This is a genomic window from Apibacter sp. HY039 (assembly GCF_004023655.1).
Lineage (GTDB): Bacteria > Bacteroidota > Bacteroidia > Flavobacteriales > Weeksellaceae > Apibacter > Apibacter raozihei.
In genome coordinates this window covers 181,670-207,739 of sequence record NZ_SAYM01000004.1, presented here as the reverse complement: position 1 = coordinate 207,739, position 26,070 = coordinate 181,670, and the positions used below count along the sequence as shown (strand labels likewise).

Annotated in this window: 14 protein-coding genes; 12 read left to right on the top strand and 2 right to left on the bottom strand. The window is 33.8% G+C overall.

All coding sequences use genetic code 11. The annotated features are described in order from the left end of the window. The first annotated feature begins 24 nt into the window (after window positions 1-24). The 10 genes from EQ921_RS10215 to EQ921_RS10170 all read left to right on the top strand — a co-directional run bounded on the left by EQ921_RS10215 (window position 25) and on the right by EQ921_RS10170 (window position 21,785). A complete protein-coding gene (locus EQ921_RS10215; protein ID WP_128149444.1) occupies window positions 25-570 on the top strand; it encodes an NADH-quinone oxidoreductase subunit B in 546 nt (181 codons plus the stop codon). A gap of 22 nt (window positions 571-592) precedes the next feature. Further along, window positions 593-1,087, top strand: coding sequence for an NADH-quinone oxidoreductase subunit C (locus tag EQ921_RS10210; RefSeq protein WP_128331632.1), 495 nt, complete (start codon window positions 593-595; stop codon window positions 1,085-1,087). 32 nt (window positions 1,088-1,119) lie between these two features. Then, window positions 1,120-2,364 (top strand): NADH-quinone oxidoreductase subunit D, encoded by a 1,245-nt coding sequence (locus EQ921_RS10205; protein WP_128149442.1) that lies wholly within the window; start codon window positions 1,120-1,122, stop codon window positions 2,362-2,364. A 174-nt stretch (window positions 2,365-2,538) separates the two neighbouring features. Further along, complete coding sequence (locus tag EQ921_RS10200; RefSeq protein ID WP_128331578.1) at window positions 2,539-3,216, top strand: MarC family protein; 678 nt, start codon at window positions 2,539-2,541, stop codon at window positions 3,214-3,216. Between the two features lie 400 nt (window positions 3,217-3,616). Continuing rightward, window positions 3,617-8,344, top strand: coding sequence for a leucine-rich repeat domain-containing protein (locus tag EQ921_RS10195; RefSeq protein WP_128331577.1), 4,728 nt, complete (start codon window positions 3,617-3,619; stop codon window positions 8,342-8,344). Window positions 8,345-8,637: 293 nt separating this feature from the next. Continuing rightward, window positions 8,638-13,596 (top strand): leucine-rich repeat protein, encoded by a 4,959-nt coding sequence (locus EQ921_RS10190; RefSeq protein WP_128331576.1) that lies wholly within the window; start codon window positions 8,638-8,640, stop codon window positions 13,594-13,596. Window positions 13,597-13,883: 287 nt separating this feature from the next. Beyond that, complete coding sequence (locus EQ921_RS10185; protein WP_128331575.1) at window positions 13,884-18,161, top strand: leucine-rich repeat protein; 4,278 nt, start codon at window positions 13,884-13,886, stop codon at window positions 18,159-18,161. A 133-nt stretch (window positions 18,162-18,294) separates the two neighbouring features. Beyond that, window positions 18,295-20,463 (top strand): S9 family peptidase, encoded by a 2,169-nt coding sequence (locus EQ921_RS10180; protein ID WP_370449524.1) that lies wholly within the window; start codon window positions 18,295-18,297, stop codon window positions 20,461-20,463. Window positions 20,464-20,817: 354 nt separating this feature from the next. Continuing rightward, complete coding sequence (locus EQ921_RS10175) at window positions 20,818-21,033, top strand: hypothetical protein (protein ID WP_128331574.1); 216 nt, start codon at window positions 20,818-20,820, stop codon at window positions 21,031-21,033. 179 nt (window positions 21,034-21,212) lie between these two features. Then, window positions 21,213-21,785 carry a pentapeptide repeat-containing protein gene (locus EQ921_RS10170; RefSeq protein ID WP_128331573.1) on the top strand — a complete coding sequence of 191 codons (573 nt, stop codon included), beginning with the start codon at window positions 21,213-21,215 and terminating at the stop codon, window positions 21,783-21,785. Window positions 21,786-21,790: 5 nt separating this feature from the next. Here EQ921_RS10170 and EQ921_RS10165 read toward each other — a convergent pair whose 3' ends face one another. Together EQ921_RS10165 and EQ921_RS10160 are read right to left on the bottom strand one after the other, a co-directional pair. Further along, window positions 21,791-22,948 (bottom strand): acyltransferase family protein, encoded by a 1,158-nt coding sequence (locus tag EQ921_RS10165; RefSeq protein ID WP_128331572.1) that lies wholly within the window; start codon window positions 22,946-22,948, stop codon window positions 21,791-21,793. Window positions 22,949-23,219: 271 nt separating this feature from the next. After that, window positions 23,220-24,197: a polyprenyl synthetase family protein gene (locus tag EQ921_RS10160; RefSeq protein WP_128149429.1), complete on the bottom strand. Its 978-nt coding sequence runs from the start codon at window positions 24,195-24,197 to the stop codon at window positions 23,220-23,222. 263 nt (window positions 24,198-24,460) lie between these two features. On the opposite strand from EQ921_RS10160, the gene EQ921_RS10155 reads away from it, so the two are divergent. Then, the gene (locus EQ921_RS10155; protein WP_128331571.1) at window positions 24,461-25,312 is read left to right on the top strand and encodes a DUF6089 family protein; all 852 of its coding nucleotides are present in this window, start codon (window positions 24,461-24,463) and stop codon (window positions 25,310-25,312) included. A gap of 10 nt (window positions 25,313-25,322) precedes the next feature. Further along, window positions 25,323-26,069, top strand: a complete 747-nt coding sequence (locus tag EQ921_RS10150) for an isoprenyl transferase (protein ID WP_128149425.1) — start codon at window positions 25,323-25,325, stop codon at window positions 26,067-26,069. Window position 26,070 lies beyond the last annotated feature (1 nt).

The window sequence follows — 26,070 nt, the reverse complement described above, 5'->3', positions numbered from 1 at the left end:
TACTTTAGATTTAGAAAGAGAAATATGTCAGAAAAAGTTACGATGGTCGAACCTCCTGAGGGAGTAAGCGGACCAGGATATTTTGCCGGGAGCTTAGATAAAATTATTGGGTTGGCCCGCTCATATTCTTTATGGCCTTTACCTTTTGCAACCTCTTGCTGCGGTATTGAGTTTATGGCTATACAAGCATCAAACTATGATTTATCCCGTTTTGGGGCTGAAAATATGAGGTTTTCTCCCAGACAGGCGGATTTACTGATGGTTTGTGGAACCATATCTAAAAAACTAGCCCCGGTGCTTAAACAGGTTTATTCTCAAATGGCAGAGCCTAAATGGGTAATGGCAGTGGGTGCCTGTGCTTCCAGTGGCGGTATTTTTGATACGTATTCTGTACTTCAGGGAATTGATAAGATCATTCCGGTAGACGTTTATGTACCCGGATGCCCTCCAAGACCGGAGCAAATTATTGAAGGTTTTATGCAGATTCAGGAAATGGTACAAAACGAAAGCCTGAGAAGAAGAGATTCACCAGAGTATAAAGCTTTATTAGAATCATATAATATTTCGTAATTTGATGGAAGAAAATACAATTATAGACAATCAATTTGTTTTACAGCTTTTAACAGATGAATTCGGTGACTCTATTCTTAGAGCTTATGAGCCAGATGGTATTCTGACATTGGAAATTAAGGATGAAGCTGTTCTGCCTTTAGTCGAATTTGTAAAAAAGCATACGATTAAAATAGATTTTCTTACAGATATATGCGGTATCCATTATCCGGATCACAAAGGTGCTGAGCTAGGAGTAATATACCATTTACATAGTTTTATTAATAATTTCAGGCTGAGGTTAAAAACCTATTTGTCTATTGATAAGCCAGAAGTAGATTCTTTAACTTCTCTTTATTCCGGAGCTAACTGGATGGAAAGAGAAACGTTCGATTTCTATGGAATCAATTTTAAAGGACATCCCAATTTAAAGCGGATTCTTAATATGGAAGAAATGGAATATCATCCTATGCTGAAACAATATCAGCTGGAAGATGCAACACGTACAGATAAAGATGATGCCATGTTTGGTAGATAACCCGTCTAATATTAAAAGATAAAAAAAGAAAAATGTCTCAGGAAAATAATAAAAGTGAGTTGATAAACCTTGCGGGTGTCGTTGATAATTATATCGTTAAAGAACAATTAGACGGTCAGCTTCAGAAAATAAATTTAGGACCTACCCACCCGTCAACTCATGGTATATTTGAAAATCATATATTAATGGACGGAGAGCGAATTGTCTCTTCATCCTCTACTGTTGGATATATTCACAGGGCTTTTGAGAAAATATCCGAAAGAAGAACCTATGCTCAGATTACGACTTTAACAGATCGCTTAAATTATTGTTCGTCACCAATCAATAATATGGGCTGGCATATGACTATGGAGAAGCTTTTAGGTATAAAAGTTTCTAAGAAAATAGATTATATGCGAATCATAATTATGGAGCTGGCGCGAATAGCAGACCATTTGGTATGCGACTCCGTCATGGGAGTAGATACAGGTGCATTAACCGGATTTACATATATGTTCCAGGACAGGGAAAAAATCTATGATCTTTACGAACAGGTATGTGGAGCCAGAATGACTACCAATATTGGTCGTATTGGAGGTTTTGAAAGAGATTTCAGTCCTAAATTTCATCAGTTAATTCGTGAATTTATCGCTGATTTTCCGAAAAGACTGGAAGAGTTTGCCAGCTTACTTGAAAGAAACCGGATATTCATGGACAGAACGATTGGGGTGGGAGGAATATCTGCAGAAAGAGCCTTAAATTACGGATTTACAGGCCCAAACTTACGTGCTGCCGGTGTGGATTATGACGTTAGGGTAATGAGTCCTTATTCTTCCTATGATGACTTTGATTTTATCATTCCTATAGGTACTGCCGGTGATGCTTATGACCGTTTCATGGTACGATTGCAGGAGATAAGAGAAAGTTTCAAGCTGATAAAAAATGCGTATGAAAATTTGCCGGAAGGAAATTACCATGAAGATGTACCGGACTTTTATCTGCCGGATAAGCCGGATGTTTACAATAGTATGGAAGCGCTGATTTATCATTTTAAAATCATTATGGGGGAAACAAAAATTCCAACCGGTGAAGTATATAATTCAGTTGAAGGTGGTAATGGAGAGTTAGGCTTTTATTTAGTTAGTGATGGAGGAAGAAGTCCGTATCGTTTACATTTCAGAAGACCGTGCTTTATTTATTATCAGGCTTTTGAAGAGCTGGTTAAAGGACAAATGTTATCCGATGCCATTATTGCACTGGGAAGTTTAAATGTAATTGCAGGTGAGTTAGACGCTTAATCGTACAAAATAATAGTATAATAAAAAATCCCCTTCATTTGAAGGGGATTTTTTATTATATAAAGTAGCTTATATATTAAATTTAAAAATTTAGGTTAAATAAATATTTTTTTATAAAAAATGATGTTCACTTGAGTTAAAATACGATCTTTACAACTCAAAAAACCTAAAGAAATGGTACAAAATTTTATACATGTATTTTCAGCGGCTATGGTAGCCTTGTTTCCCGTGGTTAATCCTATTGGCAACGCATTTATTGTAAATAATTTTCTGGAGGGATTAGGGGAAAAACAAAGAAAATCTGTAGTAAAGCAAATCACCATTTATTGTTTGTCCATTGGGTTAGGAAGCTTACTTATCGGTCGTTTAATATTACTGCTGTTTGGTCTGTCCATTCCTGTTATACAGCTGGGAGGAGGTCTCATGATTTGTAAGACAGCCTTGGGCTGGTTATCCGATGGGAATAATAAAGGAAAAAGTAAAGAAAAAAAAGAGAAAACCATAAACGATTTAGATAATGAAAATATTCAAAAAGATATATTTTATCCTATTACCTTTCCCATTATAATGGGCTCAGGTAGTATTTCCGTTATATTTACTTTAACCGCTAACAGCTCAATTGAAGAAAACATGTACCTGACTTTGATTAACTATCTGACTATTGCTCTGGTTATACTTGTTCTTTGTATTTTAGTATACTTTTTTTTGTCAAATGCTTCAAAGATTGTTGATAAGGTAGGTAGCTCTGGGAATATAATTATTAATAAACTTATAGCTTTTTTCACCTTTTGTATAGGCATACAAATAACCTTGACAGGCATATTCAAAATTTTTCATATAGATATTATGTAATATAATCCAAAGTAAGTTAACGAGCTATTTTAAATTTATAATTATAGTCGGTGTAACAAAAATTCTGCTTTTTTTAAAGACTTTAAATAGTTAAAAAATCAATCATTGTTGAATAAAATTTAGTTCATTATATTTTATCAAATATTTTTAGTTTATAAACCATTCAGTTCTTGTTTTTTATCTATAATATTTGTGAAATCGTTAATATAAAATCTAAAATTTGATGGTTTTACGCATAATTTTTACTAATATTGTATAAAAAATAACTGTAAATATATGAATTTAGACTGCCTGCCAAATTCTGCCTTTACTTCTTTTATTCTAAAAATACACATTGGAATAATAAAAAATCAAAAGTCGGTTTTAATCAAAAGTAAGAAATCACATTAAATTATATTATATGAAACAAAGCTATTATTTATCGCTTTTGTGTTTCTTTCTATGCTTTTCTCTTTCATGGGGGCAGCTTAGTAAGAACTACGAAGTAGCGACACCCGGAACCCTATCCCAGCTGGTAGGAACGGATAAGGCTAAGATAACCGATCTCAGCCTTACAGGAACTCTGAATAGTGCTGACTTTTTGACCATTCGTCAAATGACTGCGCTAAAGAATTTGGATATGCTAAATGCTTATTTAGTAAATGGTTTATTACCTAACTATTCATTAGCAAATAAAACTTTTAATAAAGTTAGATTATCAAAAAATTTAAAAACGTTAGGGCATGGTGTTTTTTCTAACAGTACACTGAATGAATTAGATTTTTCGAATTGTACGGAATTGGAATCCATAGGTAAATATTTAGCAGGCAATGCAAAAATTGCAGTTATAGATTTATCCAAAAACCTTAAACTAACCAATTTTTATACAGATGATTTCAATCAGGGGACGTTCTCAGAATATTCCGGAAAAGTAATTTTGCCTGAAAATCTAAAAACAGTAAAAGCGTATACATTTGTAAATTTCAAAGGCGAGGTAGATTTACCCTCTACCGTAGAGGTGATAGAAAGAGAAGCCTTTAGTAAATCAACTCCTAAATCACTTAAATTATCAAAAAATTTAAAATCGATAGGGCATGGAGCATTTGCTAATAGTATTCTTAATGAATTAGATTTTTCAAATTGTACAGAGCTGGAATCCATGGGTAAAGGTATGGTATCCAATGTGAAGCTAGGAGTTATAGATTTATCTAAAAATCTTAAATTAACCAATTTTTATACAGATGATTGGCATGAGGGTACATTTTCAGAATATTCCGGAAAAGTAATTTTACCTGCAAATCTAAAAACAGTAAAAGCGTATACATTTGTAAATTTCAAAGGCGAGGTAGATTTACCCTCTACCGTAGAGGTGATAGAAAGAGAAGCCTTTAGTAAATCAACTCCTAAATCACTTAAATTATCAAAAAATTTAAAAACGTTAGGACATGGTGTTTTTTCAAACAGTACCCTGAATGAATTAGATTTTTCGAATTGTACGGAATTGCAATCCATAGGTAAAAATTTAGCAGGCAATGCAAAAATTGCAGTTATAGATTTATCCAAAAACCTTAAACTAACCAATTTTTATACAGATGATTTCAATCAGGGGACGTTCTCAGGATATTCTGGAAAAGTAATTTTGCCTGAAAATCTAAAAACAGTAAAAGCATATACATTTGTAAATTTCAAAGGCGAGGTAAATTTCCCCTCTACCGTAGAGGTAATTGAAAAAGAAGCCTTCCGTAATTCTTCTGTAAAAGAACTTTTTTTACCTTCTACAATGAAAAACATAGGTAATGGAGCTTTTTCAGGATGTAAAGAATTGGAGAAATTATCAATCTGTGCTATAACTCCTCCACAATTAGGAATAGAAGTATTCAAAGGGATAAACTTTTCAAAAGTTGAATTATCCGTACCAAAAAACACTTTAGCGAAATACAATCAGGCCAGCCAGTGGAAGGATTTTACTGTAACAGTTGAAACTGATCGTTGTGTTGCAGGGCCGGAAATTATAAAAGATCCACAGGTGTATGCTCCTAACAGTTACATTTATGATGTGGATGCAGCAAAAGCAAATAATTACGGAGGTTTAGAAATACCCGTGGCAAAAGCTTATGCTATGTGGGAAACTAATGAATTTATGGAAAGAAAAGGGATTCCTGAAGGAACTCTTTCCGCCTCCGTGTATTGGGAAGATGTGGAAGGTTTGGTCCGTTCGGTATCTGTGAACCAGAATGGAAAAGATTCCAAAATAAAGGTAATGATAAACAAAATCAAAGGCAAAGGAAATGCGGTAGTTGCTTTACATGTAGGTGCAACAGGTGATCCTTTACAAGATCCGGTATACTGGAGCTGGCATGTCTGGGCGACTGATGATCCGACACAAGGAAAAACCTATGATAATAATCCGGATAGTAAAGATCATTTAGTCAATACCTTTATGGATCGTAACTTGGGAGCCATATCCAATTCATTTTTAGGCAATGAGTGGAATCGTTCCGGAGGTTTAATGTACCAATGGGGTAGGAAAGATCCTTTTCCACCTATGGCTTATAAAGACAAAACATCGGCTCATATAAATACATTAAATAAAGGGAAATTAAACAGGAGTAATTATGAATATAAAATTCAGCAATTTAGAATTTCATCAAAAGTTGCATTAAATATACAGCAGTCGGTTCAATCACCATTTGATATTATTGTTCCCCCTAAAGAAGAACTAATATTAAATAGTGAAGGTAAATTAGTATATCTTTCAAAAAGTTCATGGATAACAGATGATTTAGAACGTGATTATGCAAAGAACGGTAGGGTTTACGATTTGTGGGCAGATAACACAAATGGAAAACGTATGCCTGGACAGGTATTTGAGCAACAGCCTAAATCTCCTTTTGATCCATGTCCGTCAGGTTGGAGGATTCCTTCTTATGCTCATATGTGGACTGATAATCATGCATCCTCACCATGGGGTAAGGTTGGTACAGATGGTTTCCCACAATCAGATTTTTCTGATCCAAAGTTAAATACTAGATCTCAGAAAGTAAGAACTATTTTTAAAGGAATTAAAATTTATCCAAGTTTAGGTTTCGATTTCAGTGGAGTATCTGGTTATGATTTAGGTCAATATCCTTTGACAGGTCATTATATGTCGTATGCTGATAAAATGGTTTATCAAGATGAAGGATCTGAATCCTTTTTGTGGGGAGCAACTTTAAACGATGCCAGTACAGCTAATGTTTTTCATATGATAGCAGATCAATATAATACATATGAAGGAAGAGAAGGAGCGTACATAATTGATACAAGAGAGTTAACAGCCGGACACACAATAAGCCTTAACGGAGTTCGTTGTGTCAAAGAAAATTCCCCTGTATCCGACTTAACAACTCAGTATGTTTCAGAGAATATTAAAAATTATGATGAAGGATTATATAATCCTAATAGTTATCAGTTAGTTAAAAATAGTAAAGAACAAAAGGTGTTTATACCAGTAAATAAAGCATTTTCAATTTATAATCAATATTTAACCGATCATCAATGGCCTCAGGGACGTTTGTCTGCTAATGTTTATTGGACTATAGGGCCTAACGATGAAAAGGATTTTAATAAAATTAATAAGTTGATAAAAGGTGTTTTATTACACGGAACAGATGAGAATGGAACTATAGAGGTTCAGATTACACCTAATACATCAGGAAATGCTGTTGTTTCCTTACATTCAGGAAGTCAGGGGAACTCAAGCGATCCCATACTTTGGAGTTGGCATATCTGGGTTGCAAATAACGAAGTAAAAAGTCATATTTATACTACAGAAAAGCAATATTCAGATACTAAAAATGATTATAGCAGTTTCTTAGCGTTTAATACTACTTCAGGCTTAGTCCCTTTATCTACTGAGTTTATGGATAGGGATTTAGGTGCATTAGAATATGATATTTCATCTAATAATAAATCAGTATATTCACTTACAGGTGGATTGCAATATCAATGGGGAAGAAAAGATCCGCTACCTACTTATTATAATGTTGGAACAAATGGTGATTCTTATCATGGAAGTGATTATTTTATTTATAAAGGTTCAACTTTGAGAGGAAATTTGGAGTACAAAGTAGTTCCTCCTACCAACTATTATAATAATTATAATTATCTGGATTTATTTACTTTAGATGTATTAAAATCAAATATTGATCGTAGCGTAAAATCAATTTTAAAAACATCTATTGAAAACCCTTTAACTAGTATTGTTTTTGGTAACGATAATTTAGCATATAATTGGTTACCAGTTGTTTTGCCTGAATTATGGGGGCATTCTACAGTAAAATCTCCTTTTGATCCATGTCCGGAAGGTTGGAGAGTTCCAGATTTAGGTTTTTTAGATTCAAAAAATACTCCATGGTATAAGGAAAGTTCTTACAAGAAAAATGACAATAACGAATGGGTACCTGTATTGAAAAAAGCAGAAGATTATAAAGGTAGAATTTTAGAAGCGAAACAAGATACTGACAATGGATTTCGAGGAGTTATATTTGATGATCCTTTCTACAATATTGGATATATAGCTTTTCAAGGAGCAAGAATGAGTATTTTACCTAAACATTCTGACGAACCTGAACGATGGAAGTTTAGAGTTTACGATATTAATTTATCGGGAGGATTATGGTCTGCAGCAATGATAGATAGGGCTATAGATAAAGGAGAGGCTTTAGCTACAAAGTTTGCTTTTTACAATAGAAAGAATGCAAATAATTTAGATTTTCCATCTGAAATTACAAGAACTGCATTACAAGTAAGATGTGCAAAAGATCAGCCAAGATTCACGAAGGAATCCATAATGAATCCACCTTTAAATTCTTCCGTAAGACGCAATTATGTAGAAGTTCAGTCAGTAGAAGAAAAAGCGTCAACACTTACAGAATCACAGATAAGAATAACACCGAATCCGACGTCAGGCTTGTTTAAAGTACTGCTTACAGGTGTACCGGAAGGAAAGCTAAGTGTCGTAAATATCAATGGAACTGTAATTCATAGCCAAACGTTTGCTAATAGCACCGAAGTGGATGTGAATATTCAAAATCAGCCTTCAGGAGTGTACGGGGTACAGATACAAGCTCAGGGGCAGGTAGTGAATAAAAAAGTAATAAAAAAATAACAAATCATTTAAATTGTAAATAAAAAAACCGGCAAATTGCCGGTTTTTTTTTAGAGTTAGTTCATTGAAAAGCTTTTTTTTATCTAATCAAGCACTATTTGTTGTTTCATTTGTGTTTGAATTAATAATAAATTTTCACTAATATTGTATAAAAAACAACTAATAATATATGAATTTAGAATATCTGCCAAATTCTGCTTTTAACCCCTTTTATTCTAAAAAGATACATCTTATTAACAAAGAATTATAAGTCGGTTTTTATCAAAATAAGAAATTACATTAAATTATATTATATGAAACAAAGCTATTATTTATCGCTTTTGTGTTTCTTTCTATGCATTTCTCTTTCGTGGGGGCAGCTTAGTAAGAACTACGAAGTGACGACACCCGGAACCCTATCCCAGCTGGTAGGAACGGATAAGGCTAAGATAACCGATCTCAGCCTTACAGGAACTCTGAATAGCGCAGATTTTTTGACTATTCGTCAAATGAATGCTCTAAAGAATTTAAATTTGTTACACGTTAATTTAGTTGATAATATTCTACCTCGTGAAGCATTTAGTGGGATAACTTTAAATGAAATTGTTTTACCAAAATCTTTAAAGATTATCTCATCCTATGCATTTTACGCAAGCAAAGTAATCAAATTGGATTTTAAACATTTAGTAAATTTAGAGACCATTAATGATTTAGCGTTTTCAAATATTCAGTTAGAAGAGAACGTACTTGATTTTTCAAAAAATTCCCGGTTGGTAAACTTTTTAAGAGGGTGGAATGGAGGAGCCTTTACAAATAACACAAGTAAAGTTATTTTACCCTTAAATTTAAAAGTTTTATCTCCAGCAACCTTTATTCAATTTAAAGGAGAGGCAGTTTTACCAGAAGGATTAGAAGAATTAGGAAATGAATCATTTAAACTTTCAGAACCATCAACAGAATTACGCATCCCCAGTAGTGTAAAAAAGATTGGTTATTCTGCTTTTGAAAGTATGAAGACTCGTCGATTAGACTTTACTAAGGTCAGTTCCTTGGAGACCATAGATAATCTAGCGTTTTCAAACATTCAGTTAGAAGAGAACATACTTGATTTTTCAAAAAATTCCCGGTTGGTAAACTTTTTAAGAGGGTGGAATGGAGGAGCCTTTACAAATAACACAAGTAAAGTTATTTTACCCTTAAATTTAAAAGTTTTATCTCCAGTAGCCTTTATTCAATTCAAAGGAGAGGCAGTTTTACCAGAAGGATTAGAAGAATTAGGAAATGAATCATTTAAACTTTCAGAACCATCAACAGAATTACGCATCCCCAGTAGTGTAAAAAAGATTGGTTATTCTGCTTTTGAAAGTATGAAGACCCGTCGATTAGACTTTACTAAGGTCAGTTCCTTGGAGACCATAGATAATCTAGCGTTTTCAAACATTCAGTTAGAAGAGAACGTACTTGATTTTTCAAAAAATTCCCGGTTGGTAAACTTTTTAAGAGGGTGGAATGGAGGAGCCTTTACAAATAACACAAGTAAAGTTATTTTACCCTTGAATTTAAAAGTTTTATCTCCAGCAACCTTTATTCAATTCAAAGGAGAGGTAGTTTTACCAGAAGGATTAGAAGAATTAGGAAATGAATCATTTAAACTTTCAGCACCATCAACGGAATTACGCATCCCCAGTAGTGTAAAAAAGATTGGTTATTCTGCTTTTGAAAGTATGAAGACCCGTCGATTAGACTTTACTAAGGTCAGTTCCTTGGAGACCATAGATAATCTAGCGTTTTCAAACATTCAGTTAGAAGAGAACGTACTTGATTTTTCAAAAAATTCCCGGTTGGTAAACTTTTTAAGAGGGTGGAATGGAGGAGCCTTTACAAATAACACAAGTAAAGTTATCTTACCCTTGAGTTTAAAAGTTTTATCTCCAGTAGCCTTTATTCAATTCAAAGGAGAAGTAGTTTTACCAAATGGACTGGAGAAAATAAGCAACCAAGCGTTTAAATATTCTTCAATTAAAGAAATTTATCTGCCGTCATCATTAAAAATAATAGAAACAGGGGCATTTATGGAGTGTGGTGAGTTGGAGAAACTTTCAATCTGTGCCATAACTCCTCCACAATTAGGAACGGAAGTATTCAAAGGGATAAACTTTTCAAAAGTTGAATTATCCGTACCAAAAAACACTTTAGCGAAATACAATCAGGCCAGCCAGTGGAAGAATTTTAATGTATCAGTTGAAACTGATCTTTGTTTAGCAGGGCCGGAAATAATAAAAGATCCACAGGTGAATGCTCCTAACAGTTATATTTATGATGTAGATGCAGCGAAAGCCAATAACTATGGAGGGTTGGAAATACCCGTGGCAAAAGCATACGCTATGTGGGAAACCAATTCCTATTTGGAAGGAAAAGGCATACCGCAAGGAACTTTATCAGCTTCCTTGTATTGGGAAGATGTGGAAGGTTTGGTACGCTCAGTATCTGTAAACCAGAATGGAAAAGATTCCAAGATAAAGGTAATGATAAACCAATCCAAAGGAAAAGGAAATGCAGTAGTAGCCTTACATTCAGGAACAACAGGAGATCCTTTACAGGATCCGGTATACTGGAGCTGGCACGTCTGGGTGACCGATGATCCTACCCAGGGAAAGACGTATACAAACAATCAAAACGGAGAAATGACAAATACCTTTATGGATCGTAACCTGGGAGCCTTGTCTAATTCATTTTTAGGACATGACTGGAATCGTTCCGGAGGATTAATGTATCAATGGGGAAGAAAAGATCCTCTTCCTGTTATGAGATACATAGACAATACCTTTCCAAAAATATATACACTACCGTTTGGTAAAATCCAAAATAGTTTACAATATTTTTCAGTTATAAAACCGGGAGGTACCGATACAAATAAAAATATCCAGTATGCAACCCAGAATCCACTGAGAATAGTTAAATTGGATCCGAATGAAAATGGTAATAAAGACCTATTAAATTGGTTTTCAGGAGTAGGAGCACGAGCCGATTTGTGGGGAGATAACAATCAGGCGAAAACAGGATTGGTGACTTATAAACCGGCACTTAAATCTTCTTTTGATCCGTGTCCGTCCGGCTGGCGGGTTCCATCCTTTGCCTATTCGGTTAATGTAGACACCATAAAACTACCATCCTACTCGCCTTGGGGGAACGGATATAAGCTGGGGATAACTGAACCATTAAATAAAGATATGGAATCTTTAGAAAATGAATCTGTAAGGGCACGATATCCATCGGTAAAAATATATCCGGGATTAGGGATGGATTTTAAATCTGGAAAAGAAAATTATCCATTAGGCCAGTTATCGCTTACCGGGCATTATAAGAGATATTCAGGTGATGATATAGTTTATCAGGATGAAGCTTCAGAAACATATTTATGGGGAGCTACTCAGGCGTATAAAAATGAAATAAGAGAAATTGATGGAAGAGGACTTGGGTTACGAATAATATCTGATGCAAGTCAGAATAATAAATTGGGTCTTTTTGGGATAGAGTCTATGAATGCAAATGCAACTTATTCAGGACAAGCGGTTCGTTGTGTAATTGATACCCGTATATCCGAGATTGGCAGTTATCCAACCCAATATTTAGCACCCGATGTGCTCGAATATACCGAAGGAATTAATAATCCGAACAGTTATATGGTTGTGAAAGATGAAAATGCCCAAACCATTCAGATACCGGTAAACAAAGCCTATGCTATGTATAACCAATATCTGACCGATCATGAATGGCCGGCTAAAGAGGCAAAATTATCAGTGAATATATATTGGACCACAGATACCAATTTGTTGAAAAAACCTGTGTTAGAAGGAACGAATGAAAATTCGACCATTAAAGTAACGGTAAATCCAAACAAATCGGGGAATGCCGTAGTATCCCTTCACTCTGGAGTAAACGGTAACTCTAACGACAAAATACTTTGGAGCTGGCATATCTGGGTACCTAATAACAGCCCTGTTCAAAATCCGGTTAGCTATACTACAGAGGAAAAATTTGGGGCAGGCAAGCCTGACTTCAAACAACTAGCGTATAATACGGAGAGTTTTTATCCTCCGTTAACAACGGAGTTTATGGACAGAAATCTGGGAGCTCTGGAATTTGATATAGCTTCTTCAGATCCTAACTTATATAGACACACCGGAGGTATGTTGTATCAATGGGGGAGAAAAGATCCTATACCATCCTTTTATACCTACGAGACGCACCCTGCTGGTGGAAATTTTCTTGGAAATTACTCTATATTCAAGGGCAATAGTATTAATACTTACTGGCATGGATTAGGTATAGCTGAATATGAAGTTTATGATGTAAGTTATAGAGATATGTTCAGAGAAGGAGATTCAAACCGATCGGTTATGAAAAGATCGGTGGAAAATCCTTTAACCGTTATGTTCGGTCCTGGATATAGTCCAGTAACTAATACAATTGAATCTAACTGGTTGCCTGAAAAAGATCCTACCTTATGGGGGCATGCCACCAAAAAATCACCTTTTGATCCATGTCCGGAGGGATGGAGAGTACCTGATCATGGTTTTAGTGATAGTAAAAATTCCCCATGGAAAAAAGAAAATATAGACATAGAAGGTAGTATTACTAAAGATTATAAAGGAATTATTATTGCGGATAGAGGAGTTACATTTACCTCAGAATCATATAATATAGGACAATTGCCTTTTTCAGGATTTAGAGCTTATCCTCTTAAGGTTTCAGAACCAAATGGAGTATATTATCCAGGAAACATAGGAGGACTTTGGACAGCCACTATGGCGCCTGGGGTAGAGAATAGATCATTGGCATTGCATTATAGACCAGATCTTAATACAATTAATATAGGATATAATATGAATCCCAGAATAGCTATGCCTATACGATGTGCAAAAGACCAACCGAGATTTACAGAAGAATCCATAGCCAACACACCGGTAAATTCTTCCGTAAGACGTAATTATGTAGAAGCTCAGTCAGTAGAAGCTCAAACCTCAACACTAACCGAGTCTCAAATAAAAATTACCCCGAATCCAACGTCAGGCTTATTTAAAGTACTGCTTACAGGTGTCACGGAAGGAAAACTTAATGTGGTGAACATCAACGGAACAGTAATTCATAGCCAAACGTTTGCTAATAGCACCGAAGTGGATGTGAATATACAAAATCAGCCTTCAGGGGTGTACGTGGTACAGGTACAAGCTCAGGGGCAGGTAGTGAATAAAAAAGTAATAAAAAAGTAACCAATCATTTATAGTTAAAAAACCGGCAATTTGCCGGTTTTTTTTTAGAGTTAGTTCATTGAAAAGCTGTTTTTTATCTAATCAAGCACTATTTGTTGTTTCATTTGTGTTTGAATTATTAATAAATTTTTACTAATATTGTATAAAAAACAACTATAAATATATGAATTTAGACTGTCTGCCAAATTCTGCTCTTACCTCTTTTATTCTAAAAAACATATCGGAATAGTAAAAAATCAAAAGTCGGTTTTTAATCAAAAATAAGAAATCACATTAAATTATATTATATGAAACAAAGCTATTATTTATCGCTTTTGTGTTTCTTTCTATGCTTTTCTCTTTCGTGGGGGCAGCTTAGTAAGAACTACGAAGTGACGACACCCGGAACCCTATACCAGCTGGTAGGAACGGATAAGGCTAAGATAACCGATCTCAGCCTTACAGGAACTCTGAATAGTGCAGACTTTTTGACCATTCGTCAAATGACTGCACTAAAGAATTTGGATATGCTGAATGTTTATTTAGTAGATGGCTTATTACCCAAAGATGCATTAGCATATAAAACTCTAAATAAAGTTCAATTACCTAAAGCATTAAAAATAATTGCAGATAATGCTTTTACATACAGTACAATCAACGATCTTGATTTTACAGCAAGTACAGATTTAATACAGGTAAATAAATTCTTTGTAAGAAATGCAAAAATCGCTGTAATAGATTTATCCAAGAATCTTAAATTAACGGATTTTCATACGGATAGATGGCTACAAGGAGCATTCTCCAGTTACTCTGGAAAAGTAATATTACCTGAAAATCTAAAAATAGTAAAAAACTCTTCATTTGCAGGTTTTAGCGGAGAGGTTGAGTTACCGGTAACAGTAGAGGTAATAGAACCAGGGGCATTTTATGGTTCTACCCTTAAATTGCTTAAATTACCTAAAAATTTAAAAAAGATTGAACATGTTGTTTTTGAAAATGCTGCGATAGACCAATTGGATTTTTCTAATTGTACGGAATTGGAATCTATAGGTAAATTTTTGGTTAAAAATGCAAAAGTAGCTGTTATAGATTTGTCCAAGAATCTGAAATTAACCAATTTTTATACAGATTATTGGCTTCAGGGAACTTTTTCTGACTATTCCGGAAAAGTAATTTTACCTTCAAACCTGAAAATTATACCGGCGAGTTCTTTTGTTTCTTTTAAAGGTGAAGTTAAATTACCCGAAAATATAGAAGAAATTCATACTGATGCTTTCCAAGTAGCTACATTCAGTAAAATTGAAATTCCTTCTCAGGTTAATCTCATACAAACAAGAGCATTTAAAAATTGTACTCAACTACAAAAAATTGTTAGCCATAATTCTACTCCACCAGCTTTAGAAGGAGTAATATTTGAAGGTATTGATAAAAATTCAATACAAATATGTGTACCCAAAGAGTCAGTAACTCTATATAAAGCCGCCAAACAATGGAGTGATTTTGCTAACTATTGCGAAATTACAGATGATTCTGAATCGCTGGCTCAGGGATTGCCAAATAGTTATATCTATGATGTAGATGCTGCAAAAGCGAATAATTATGGAGGGTTGGAAATACCGGTAGCGAAAGCTTATGCCGTGTGGAAAACCAATGAGTATTTAGAAGGAAAAGGAGTACCTGAAGGAAAACTCTCAGCTTCGGTATACTGGGAAGATATAGAAGGCTTGGTACGCACTGCTTCGATAGACCAGAATGGAAAAGATTCCAAAATTCAGGTAAGGATTAACAATGCCAAAGGAAAAGGAAATGCAGTAATAGCCCTTCATGTCGGAAATACAGGAGATCCGTTAAAAGATCCGGTATACTGGAGCTGGCATGTGTGGGTGACTGATGATCCGGTTAAAAATGCAATATCCTATAAAAATAATGCTCCGGATATAGATTGGACCAATACGTTTATGGATCGTAATCTGGGAGCTACTTCCAATTCGTTTTTAGGAAATGGATGGAGTAAATCAGGCGGGTTAATTTACCAATGGGGTAGAAAAGATCCGTTTCCTCCAACCGTATATAAAGACGGTAATTCAGCCTTTATATCTACCTTGCTCTATGGGGTTCTGCATAATTTTAATTATCGTAATAATGTAATGATACTTAGGCCGAGTGATGAAATAAATGAAAATATAACGTATGCAATTCAAAATCCGTTAAAATTCATTGATATATTTGGTGGTAATGATATAAACTGGTTTTCAAAAGACTTGCATAATAATGGACGTAGATTCGATTTATGGTCAGACAATACTAAAGGATATCAAAATTCAACCGCTTACGAAACTCAATTAAAATCACCTTTTGATCCGTGTCCTTCCGGCTGGAGAATTCCATCGTATGCAAATGCAAGAAATGGACATCCTAAATATTCTCCTTGGGGTAATTCTTATAATTATGTTGAAGGGAAAAGTGAAAATGATATTGTAGATAAGAACAACAGGTACCCGTCTGCAAAAATTTATCCCGGATTGGGTATTTATTTTGGTAAGGGAAAAGATAATTATTACCTAGGGGAGTATCCACTTACAGGGAATTATGTAAAAAATCCAGATAAGAAAAAACCGAATAATGGCGAGGTGCATTTTCAGGATAATGGATCAGAAACTTATATATGGGGTGCTAGTATGGACACTAATGGCTCTACCAGAGGGTTGCATTTTATTGCTGATCCACATCAGAATTTATCTGATTATCCTGATAGAAGAAAGGGTTGGTTTTCAATTGATACCTATAGCGGTGCAGGGGCTGTCCGTTGTTCAAAGGATCCGAGAGTTGAGGAAATTGGATTCTATGAAACCACTTATTTAGCTTCCAAAGTAAAAGAGTATACAAAAGGTCTTGAAAATCCTAATAGTTACTTACAGGTAAAAAGCAAGGAAGAAAAAGAAATTATTATTCCTGTAAATAAAGCCTATGCTGTGTACAACCAGTACTTAACGGATCATGAATGGCCTGTGGGGAATTTATCTGTCAATGTTTACTGGACTACAAACAAACAGCTGATTAAAGCCGTTAAACTTAACGGGGCCAATGAAAATGCAGATATTCGCGTAAAAGTAAATGCAAATGAATCTGGAAACGCAGTGGTATCCTTACATTCCGGAGCTAATGCAAATTCAGAGGATCCGGTATTATGGAGCTGGCATATTTGGGTTCCCAATAATAGCCCGGTAGAAAAAACCTATACCCACACCACAGAAAAAAGATTTGCAGATACCAAACCATCGGTTCATAAAGATTTTTTGATGTTTAGTACCAAGAGTGGCTTAGTACCTTTAACTACAGAATTTATGGACAGGAATTTAGGAGCCTTAGAGTACAACGTTGCTTCTAGTGATCCGGCTATCTATGGGGAAACAGGAGGTTTTCATTACCAATGGGGGAGAAAAGATCCAATTCCTACATTCCAAAAAGTAGGGCAGGTTTTGCTCATAAATGAACATGTTCATGAATGGGATCATATGATTTTTTTAGGATCTAATAAAGGAGGATCAATTACGTATAAAAGTATTCATGCAGGGGATTATGTTGGTAACTTTACAAAACATCCCGATTATAAGGAAACTCCCACGGTTATGAGTGCGGTAAGAAAGGCTTCTGAAAATCCATTATTATTCACTGCGGGATTTGAAAAAAGTGGGTTAGACAATTGGTTACCTAAACCAGCTCCGGAGTTATGGGGGCATGCTGATGTAAAGTCACCGTTTGATCCGTGTCCGGAGGGCTGGAGAGTTCCTGATGGAGGTGTAAGCGCGGCTAATTCTCCTTGGAGCAAAGAACTAGACATACCTTACATACTGAAAGAAAAAACTGTAATAAAAGATGGAGAAGAGGTAAAAGTGGAATATTGGGATTCGGAAAGAATGATAAAGCCTTCGGATTATAAAGTACAGATAATACCATATGATGATAATAAAGGTGGAGTTAGAGGCAGGATATTTAATGATCCGGAGTATAATCTGGGGCAAATTCCGGGGACAGGTATAAGAGGTATATTTGGAGGAAAATATCAAGGAGATGTTGTTACTCCTCGTAAATCACAAGCTTTATGGACTGCATCTATGGCTAATACAGAATCACAATATGCTATGGGCTTGTATTTTGAAAAATCTGATACTACTGATGAGATGAATGTGGCACGAACAATGAGACCTTATTGGGGTGTATCAGTACGATGTGCAAAAGACCAACCGAGATTTACAGAAGAATCCATAGCCAACACATCGGTAAATTCTTCCGTAAGACGTAATTATGTAGAAGTTCAGTCAATAGAAGCTCAAACTTCAACGCTAACAGAATCACAGATAAAAATTACCCCGAATCCTACTTCAGGCTTATTTAAAGTAATGCTTACAGGTGTAACGGAAGGAAAACTTAGTGTGGTGAACATCAACGGAACAGTAATTCATAGCCAAACGTTTGCTAATAGCACCGAAGTGGATGTGAATATACAGAATCAGCCTTCGGGAGTTTACGTGGTACAGGTACAAGCTCAGGGGCAGGTAGTGAATAAAAAAGTAATAAAAAAGTAACCAATCATTTATAGTTAAAAAACCGGCAATTTGCCGGTTTTTTTATTCAAGTAATATCATATCTGTTTTTATTATCAATTCAGGATCAAAAAAATAGTTATATTTAGCTGGTATAAATAAGATATAGATTAGTATGATATATAAACTATTACTGGTTAAAAGATGCTTTTTAGTTCAAATAAAAACTCTGATATTGTTGTCTTTGTTTTTATTTCCACTTAATTTTGAAGCGCAGAATAAACAAGAAACAAAAAAGATGGAGGCACCTAAAGTAAAAAAGATCCCTAAAACATTATCCATTCACAATGATACAAGAATTGATAATTATTATTGGCTTAACGATAGAGAAAATCCGGACGTAATAAAATATTTAGAACAGGAGAATGCCTATACCCAAGAGCAAATGCAATCCACTCAAAAATTGCAGAAAGATCTCTTTGCAGAAATGAAAAGCAGAATAAAAGAAGAAGACGAATCTGCGCCTTACAAATTTAACGGATATTGGTACCTTACACAGTTTGTGAAGGGAGGAGAATATCCTCTGTATATAAGAAAAAAAGATAATTTAAATGCACCGGAACAACTGATGTTTGATGTGAATCAGATGGCTTCCGGGTATAAATTTTATCAGCTGGGAGGAATTAGTATCAGTCCGGATAATCAATGGGCATGTTTTTCAACAGACACTGTAGGGAGAAGAATATATACTATACAGATAAAGAATCTGTTAACGGGAGAAATACTGGCCGATCGACTGGAAAATACGACCGGAAATGTCGTTTGGGCAAATGATAATAAAACTTTGTTTTATAGTGTTCAGGATTCTGAAACCTTAAGATCTGACAAGGTATATAAACACGTTGTAGGAACTGACCAGAATGAAGATGTTGAGATCTATCATGAAACGGATGAAACCTTTACGGTATATGTTAGTAAAACCAAATCGATGGAGTATCTTGTGATATCGTCCGGAAGTACGGTATCCGATGAATATCGTTTCATCTCCGCTTCAAATCCCGATGGTGAATGGAAAATTTTTCAGAAAAGACAAAGGAATTTGGAGTATTCTTTCGATCATTTTGAAAATAATTTTTATATACTCACCAATAAAGATCAGGCTTTCAATTTCAAATTAATGAAAACGCCGGTAGATAAGACTTCTAAAGAAAATTGGATAGAAGTAATTCCACATAATAAAGAAGTATTACTAGAAGGGTTTGAGCTCTTTAAAAAATATCTGGTAGTAGAAGAAAGAAGCAATGGTCTTACTCAGATAAAAGTAACCCGTTGGGATCAGTCTTCAAATTATTTACTCCCTTTCGGAGAAGAAGTTTATACAGCAGGAATATCGGTAAACAGAGATTTTGATACCCAGATTCTTAGATACAGATATACTTCCCTGACAACCCCCTGGAGTGATATTGATTTTGATATGGAAACCCGGGAAAAAACCATTTTAAAAGAGCAGGAGGTTTTAGGAGGATTCGATAAAAACAATTACGAAACTCACAGACTTTGGGCTACTTCAAGAGACGGAGTAAAGATACCTGTATCTCTGGTTAAAAATAAAAATACACCGCTATCCAAAGAAACTCCATTGCTTTTATACGCTTACGGTTCGTATGGATATTCTATGGATCCTACATTTAGTTCTCTTCGTTTGTCTTTGCTGGATAGAGGGTTTATCTATGCTATTGCTCATGTGAGGGGAGGAGAGGATTTAGGAAGACCCTGGTATGAAAATGGGAAGATGTTAAAAAAGAAAAATACTTTTTTTGATTTTATAGATTGTGCTTCGTATTTAATTGATGAAGATTACACCTCAACCCAGCATTTATACGCTAATGGAGGAAGTGCCGGCGGATTATTGATGGGGGCTGTTGTAAATTATGCTCCTGAGTTGTTTAACGGGGTAGTGGCAGATGTACCCTTTGTAGATGTGGTAACTACCATGTTAGATGACAGCATTCCTCTGACTACAGGAGAATACGATGAATGGGGAAACCCTAACGATAAAGAATATTATGAGTACATGAAATCCTATTCCCCCTATGATAATGTAGAAGCTAAAGAATACCCTAACATGCTGGTCACTACAGGGCTACATGATTCTCAGGTGCAATATTGGGAACCGGCTAAGTGGGTTGCCAAATTAAGAGAGCTTAAAACTGATTCCAATCTTTTACTTTTGGAAACCAATATGGATGCTGGACATGGAGGAGCCAGCGGAAGATTTGAATCGCTCAAAGAAGTAGCTTTGGAATATGCTTTTTATTTATTATTAGAAAATAAAGTTAAATAACGTACGTAAAATTTTATAATTATATTATATTAGGGTGAATTATCGTATCTTTATATTAAATATTAAGATGTGATAAGGGTTATAATGATAAGTATACGATGTCTGATAGGGATTTTTCTGACTTTATCATCTGTTTTGATATTCAAACATGAACAAAAATATAGTTTCTTATGCATAATTATTTTAATAGGGGGATTAATTTGTTTTCCTATAATTAGAAGGTGTATTGAGAATTTATTAGGTTTTAAATTAAGCAGGTTTTTGAAATATGAAATAGTTTTGTTCTCGGGTATTTTATCGATAATTTTTAATGGAAAAATAGAGGATAGTAATACACTTAAAAAACAATAGTCATTGGTAAATGAAGGCAGTTTTTTTGTTCCTGAACAAAAAAATGAGGAGAAAGTAGATTTCAATCAAGAAAAAAAATTACAGCAAGTTAAGTTAGTTCCACAAAATGAACAGAATGTTTTAAGTTCAATAAACACAGAGAAAGCAAAAAGAATATCTGGTATAAAAGGTAAAGAGAAACAAAAAGGGACTATATATCAACCTAATAAATCTATATAGAGGAATAAATCTAAAAAAAAAATCTGAAAAACAATATATTAGAGGGCCAAGGGGAGGTTGTTATTATATAAATAGTAAAGGCAATAAAACCTATGTAGATCGAAGTCTTTGTAATTAATTTATGCTTAATTAGATAAAAGTTTATTTCAATAATTAGAAATGTTTAATATAAATAAAAAATGAATACTCTGTATATACGTGACCAGGATTTTAAAGGAGAGGATTTATTAGTGGATAAATTTATTATAGGAGATTATGAAAATTGCTCTTTTACAAATTGTAATTTTTCAGAAGCGGATATTTCCGGATACAATTTTATAGATTGTAAGTTTGAAAATTGCGATGTAAGCATGGCAAAATTAAATAATACGTCATTACAAAAAGTTAGTTTTAAAAATTGCAAACTGCTGGGTTTACGTTTTGAAAACTGTAATCCTTTTCTTTTATATTTTACATTTGAAAATTCAATACTTAATTTCAGCTCCTTTTATAAGATTAAAATGAAAAAAATAAAATTTATAAATTGTAGTCTTCACGAAGTAGAATTTATTGAATCAGATCTTCCTCAGGCAACTTTCGAAAAATCAGATCTGATGGGAGCTGTTTTTCAGGAAAATAATCTGGAAACTTCTGATTTTAGAACTGCTTATAATTTTTCTTTAGATCCCGAACGTAATAAACTAAAAAATTCTAAATTTTATATTAATGATATCAAAGGCCTTTTAGATAAATACAAATTAATCATTGAATAATAAGATTAAACTTTTATAAAAATCTTTCTTCTATACAATATATAGCCGATCAGCCAGCATAAGGTCATAAAACTTATAGCAAATATCAGAGAGCCCGGATAGTTTCCGAAAATAGGTTGTAAGATATCAGAATATATAAAACCATGTAAATTAATACTTTCCGAATCGGAAGAGAAAGAAATAACTCTAAGTATAGTAGATAAGATTCCAGCCATAACAAATATAAACAGAGGATTTACTCCAAAGGATTTAAAGTAGAATGTCCATTTATGGTATCCATGTATATCAATAATCCATATTAACAAAGCTAAAAAACTGGAAGCCATTCCGCAGGATACTAATACAAAGGTAGGAGACCATATTTTTTTATTGATAGGACAACCGTAACTTAGTAAAAAACCTGTAAATGTGAGAAGAGTTCCAACAATAAATAAGTTGACTATCCGGGAATAATTATCTTTACTGTTAAGCATAATTTTTCCACAATAAAAACCTATGAGTGCTTGACAGACTGAAGGAATAGTACTTAATATACCTTCCGGATCAATAGCCAGACCTGCATCTTTATACATATGGTTTACACCTAAAATAGCCCTATCTATCACAGATACAATATTATTTTCACTTTTATCAAAACCGTCTCCAAAGTATAAAATCAAGAAATACACAATTAAGGTTGAACCTACTATATATGGAATATACTTATGACGTATAAAGATTACAAGGAGAGAGGCAAAACAATAAGATAAAGCTAAGCGTTGCAATACACCAAGAATTCTTATTTTATCAAAATTCAAAAGGGAATTTAAAAAACGATCTATAAATGGTAAATTATCAGTTTGTTGATAAGTTCTGCAAAATAATGAAAACCAAGCTATTCCCAGTCCGATGATGAAAATAATAATCGAACGTTTTAGAATTTTATATAAAGTATCATTCGTATGACTGAAATTCAGTTTTTTAAGAGAAATATACATGGATACTCCCATGATAAACATGAAAAAGGGGAATATGAGATCGGTAGGAGTAAGGCCATTCCATTCTGCATGTCCTAGAGGTGCATAAACAAAGTTCCAGGATCCCGGATTGTTAACGAGAATCATACCGGCAATAGTGATTCCCCTCAAAATATCCAATGAAAGTAAACGATTATTAGTAGTCATTTTGTGAATTTTATTAAAAATAATTGATAAAAACAAACAGTTAGTAAATGTAATAAAAAAAATAAAATGTTGGTATTTTAGTATAATCTAAATATTTTTAATGCTTTTAAACCTTGATATTAGGCGCAAATACCTCCTTTATACTAAGATTTATTATAATGTGATTAATAAATACTAATAACAAAAATACAAGTGTAATTTAGATGATAAAAATTATTTAAATGATTTGAAAGTAAAAAAGAACAGAATAAATATAACTAATTAAGAAGATTTAATTTTTTCTTTCAATTACATAAGTAAGCATTAATTCAAGAGAATCTCTATTTTCATTTTTAGGAAAAGAAAGAAGGATTTCCAACGCTTTTTGTTTAAAGTCATTCATAACAGCCCTAGCATATTCCAGTCCTCCGTTTTGTTTAACAAATTCAATGATTTCAGCTACGCGCTTTTTGTTCTTATTATGATTTTTAATAGAGTTTATTAACCATTTCTTTTTGTCAGGAGTTGTAGTGTTAAGAACATAAATAAGCGGTAGGGTCATTTTGCGTTCCTGAATATCAATTCCTATAGGCTTACCAATAAGATTGGTACTTGTATAATCAAACAAATCATCTTTAATCTGAAAAGCAATTCCCGTATACTCACCAAAAAGACTCATTTTTTCTGCTACTTCATCAGCTGCATAAGTAGAACGTGCTCCGGATTCACAACAGGCAGAAATCAAAACAGCTGTCTTTTGGCGTATAATCTCAAAATAAATTTCTTCTGTAATATCTAATTTCCTGCTTTTTTCGAGTTGAAGTAATTCTCCTTCAGCCATTTCTCTTATTACTCGGGAAATGATAGAAAGTAGATCAAAATCCTGATTGTCTGTAGCTAATAAAACACTTTTGGATAAAAGATAATCACCTACTAAAACGGCAATTTTATTTTTCCATAAAGCATTGATTGAGAAAAAACCTCTTCTCATATAACTTTCATCTACAACATCATCATGAACCAACGTAGCCGTATGGATAAGTTCTATCAATGAAGCCGCACGATAAGTTTTGTCTGTAATTTTCCCTGAAAGTTTAGCTGTTAGAAAAACAAACATCGGACGCATTTGCTTTCCTTTTCTTCTAACTATAAAATGAGTGATTCTATCTAAAAGGGGGACTTTGCTCTTCATAGACTCGTAGAATCGCTTCTCGAAGAGTTTCATCTCATCCGCAATAGGAGTTTTAATTTGTTCGGTAACTTTAGACATTCAGAGGTCAAAAATAGTGAATTTTTAGAAATTTTAATTTTAAATATCAAATTTATTTTAAGAAAAATGCGAAGTCTTTCCAAGAAAGGTAAGACATCTGAAATGCATTCATAAAAATAAGTTAAATGTGAAATAAAACCTGCATACCCAAAAAGAATTATTATATTTGTCGTCTGAAAATCGGACAAAATACTTATATTGATGCAACAAAATATACGTGTTTTCCGTTAAACATAATTATTGTAAAATAATTAAAACTAAATATGAGAAAATATTTCTTATTAGCAACCTTTATAATAACCAGTTGCCTTATGCCTTTGTTTGCTCAAAAGCATGAGATAGGAATTTCTATAGGTAAGGCTAATATAATAGGCGATATAGGTAAATCTAATTATATAGAATTATTTCCCATGGATATGGAACGTTTACCTATTTCTATAGGTGCGCTTTATCGTTTAAATTTAAATAACAGGCAAAGTCTCCGCTTTAATCTTATATACAATCGTGTGTTTTTCGACGACTATGAAGCTAGTGAAGATTACAGGTATAATCGTGGTTTAGCCGGTGATAATACAATAATTGAAGCTTCTGCTGTATTTGAATATTATTTCTTCGATATAAATGATATAAAACGTTCCGGATCTTCTCCTTATATTTTTGGAGGAATAGCTGCGTACGCTTCCAACGATTTGGATTTTAAAATAAATCATGATACCTATTATAACGCAGACGGTTCTCCGAGAACTCCTGTTTCTCCAACGGATTTTCAAACTATTGTAGATACGAAAAAAAGTAATCGCTTTGATTTTAGTATTCCTTTTGGAGTAGGGTATAAATTTAAGTTTAATTATAACTGGTTAGTTTCGTTTGAAGTAGGAGCTAGATATACCTTGCAGGACAATCTGGATTACAGTGCAATTGAAACTAATAAATTTGAAATTAACACAAGTCCTTTGCTCAATGAGCCTGCTTATGAGAGCGAAATTGGAAAAAGGAATGCCGAAATTATAGGAAGGCATCAAACCGGAAATACATTTAAAAGTAATGACTGGTATCTGATTTGGGGATTTAATATTACATATACTTTCGGAAGACCACCTTGTTATTGTTATTAAATATTTATAAATGTCTAAAGAGATTGTAATAGATAAGGAAAAACTGCCTCAGCATGTAGCTATTATTATGGATGGTAATGGTCGGTGGGCAAAGAAAAAAGGAATGATGAGAACTTTTGGTCATCAGAACGCTATCAAGGCGGTTAGAGATGCCATTGAGTTTTGTAATGAAAATGATATTCCTTATCTCACACTATATACATTTTCCACCGAAAACTGGAAAAGACCTCCATTAGAAATCTCCCTACTGATGAATCTTCTTATTGGTACAATAAAAAAGGAAACCAATAAACTCAGAGAAAAAGGAGTAAGGGTTAAGGTTATAGGGAATATAGAAAAACTACCCAAAGAAGCCAGAAAAGAGCTGGAAAAGCTTATAGAAGATACAAAGGAAAATACTTCAGGTACTTTAGTATTGGCTTTAAGCTATGGTTCTAAAGAAGAAATTGTTGACGCTGTTAAAAATATCACTTCAAAAGTGATTAACAATGAGTTGTCTCTCGAAGAAATTAATGAGCAATTACTTCAGAATCATTTGTATACGAAAGATATTCCTGATGTAGATCTTTTAATCAGAACCAGCGGAGAACAAAGAATCAGTAATTTTCTATTGTGGCAGATAGCGTATGCCGAGCTATATTTTACTGAGGTATTATGGCCTGATTTTAATAAAGAAGAATTTTTAAAAGCAATAAAATTTTATCAATCTAGAGAACGAAGGTTTGGAAAGATAAGTGAACAATTAAATGTCAAGTAAA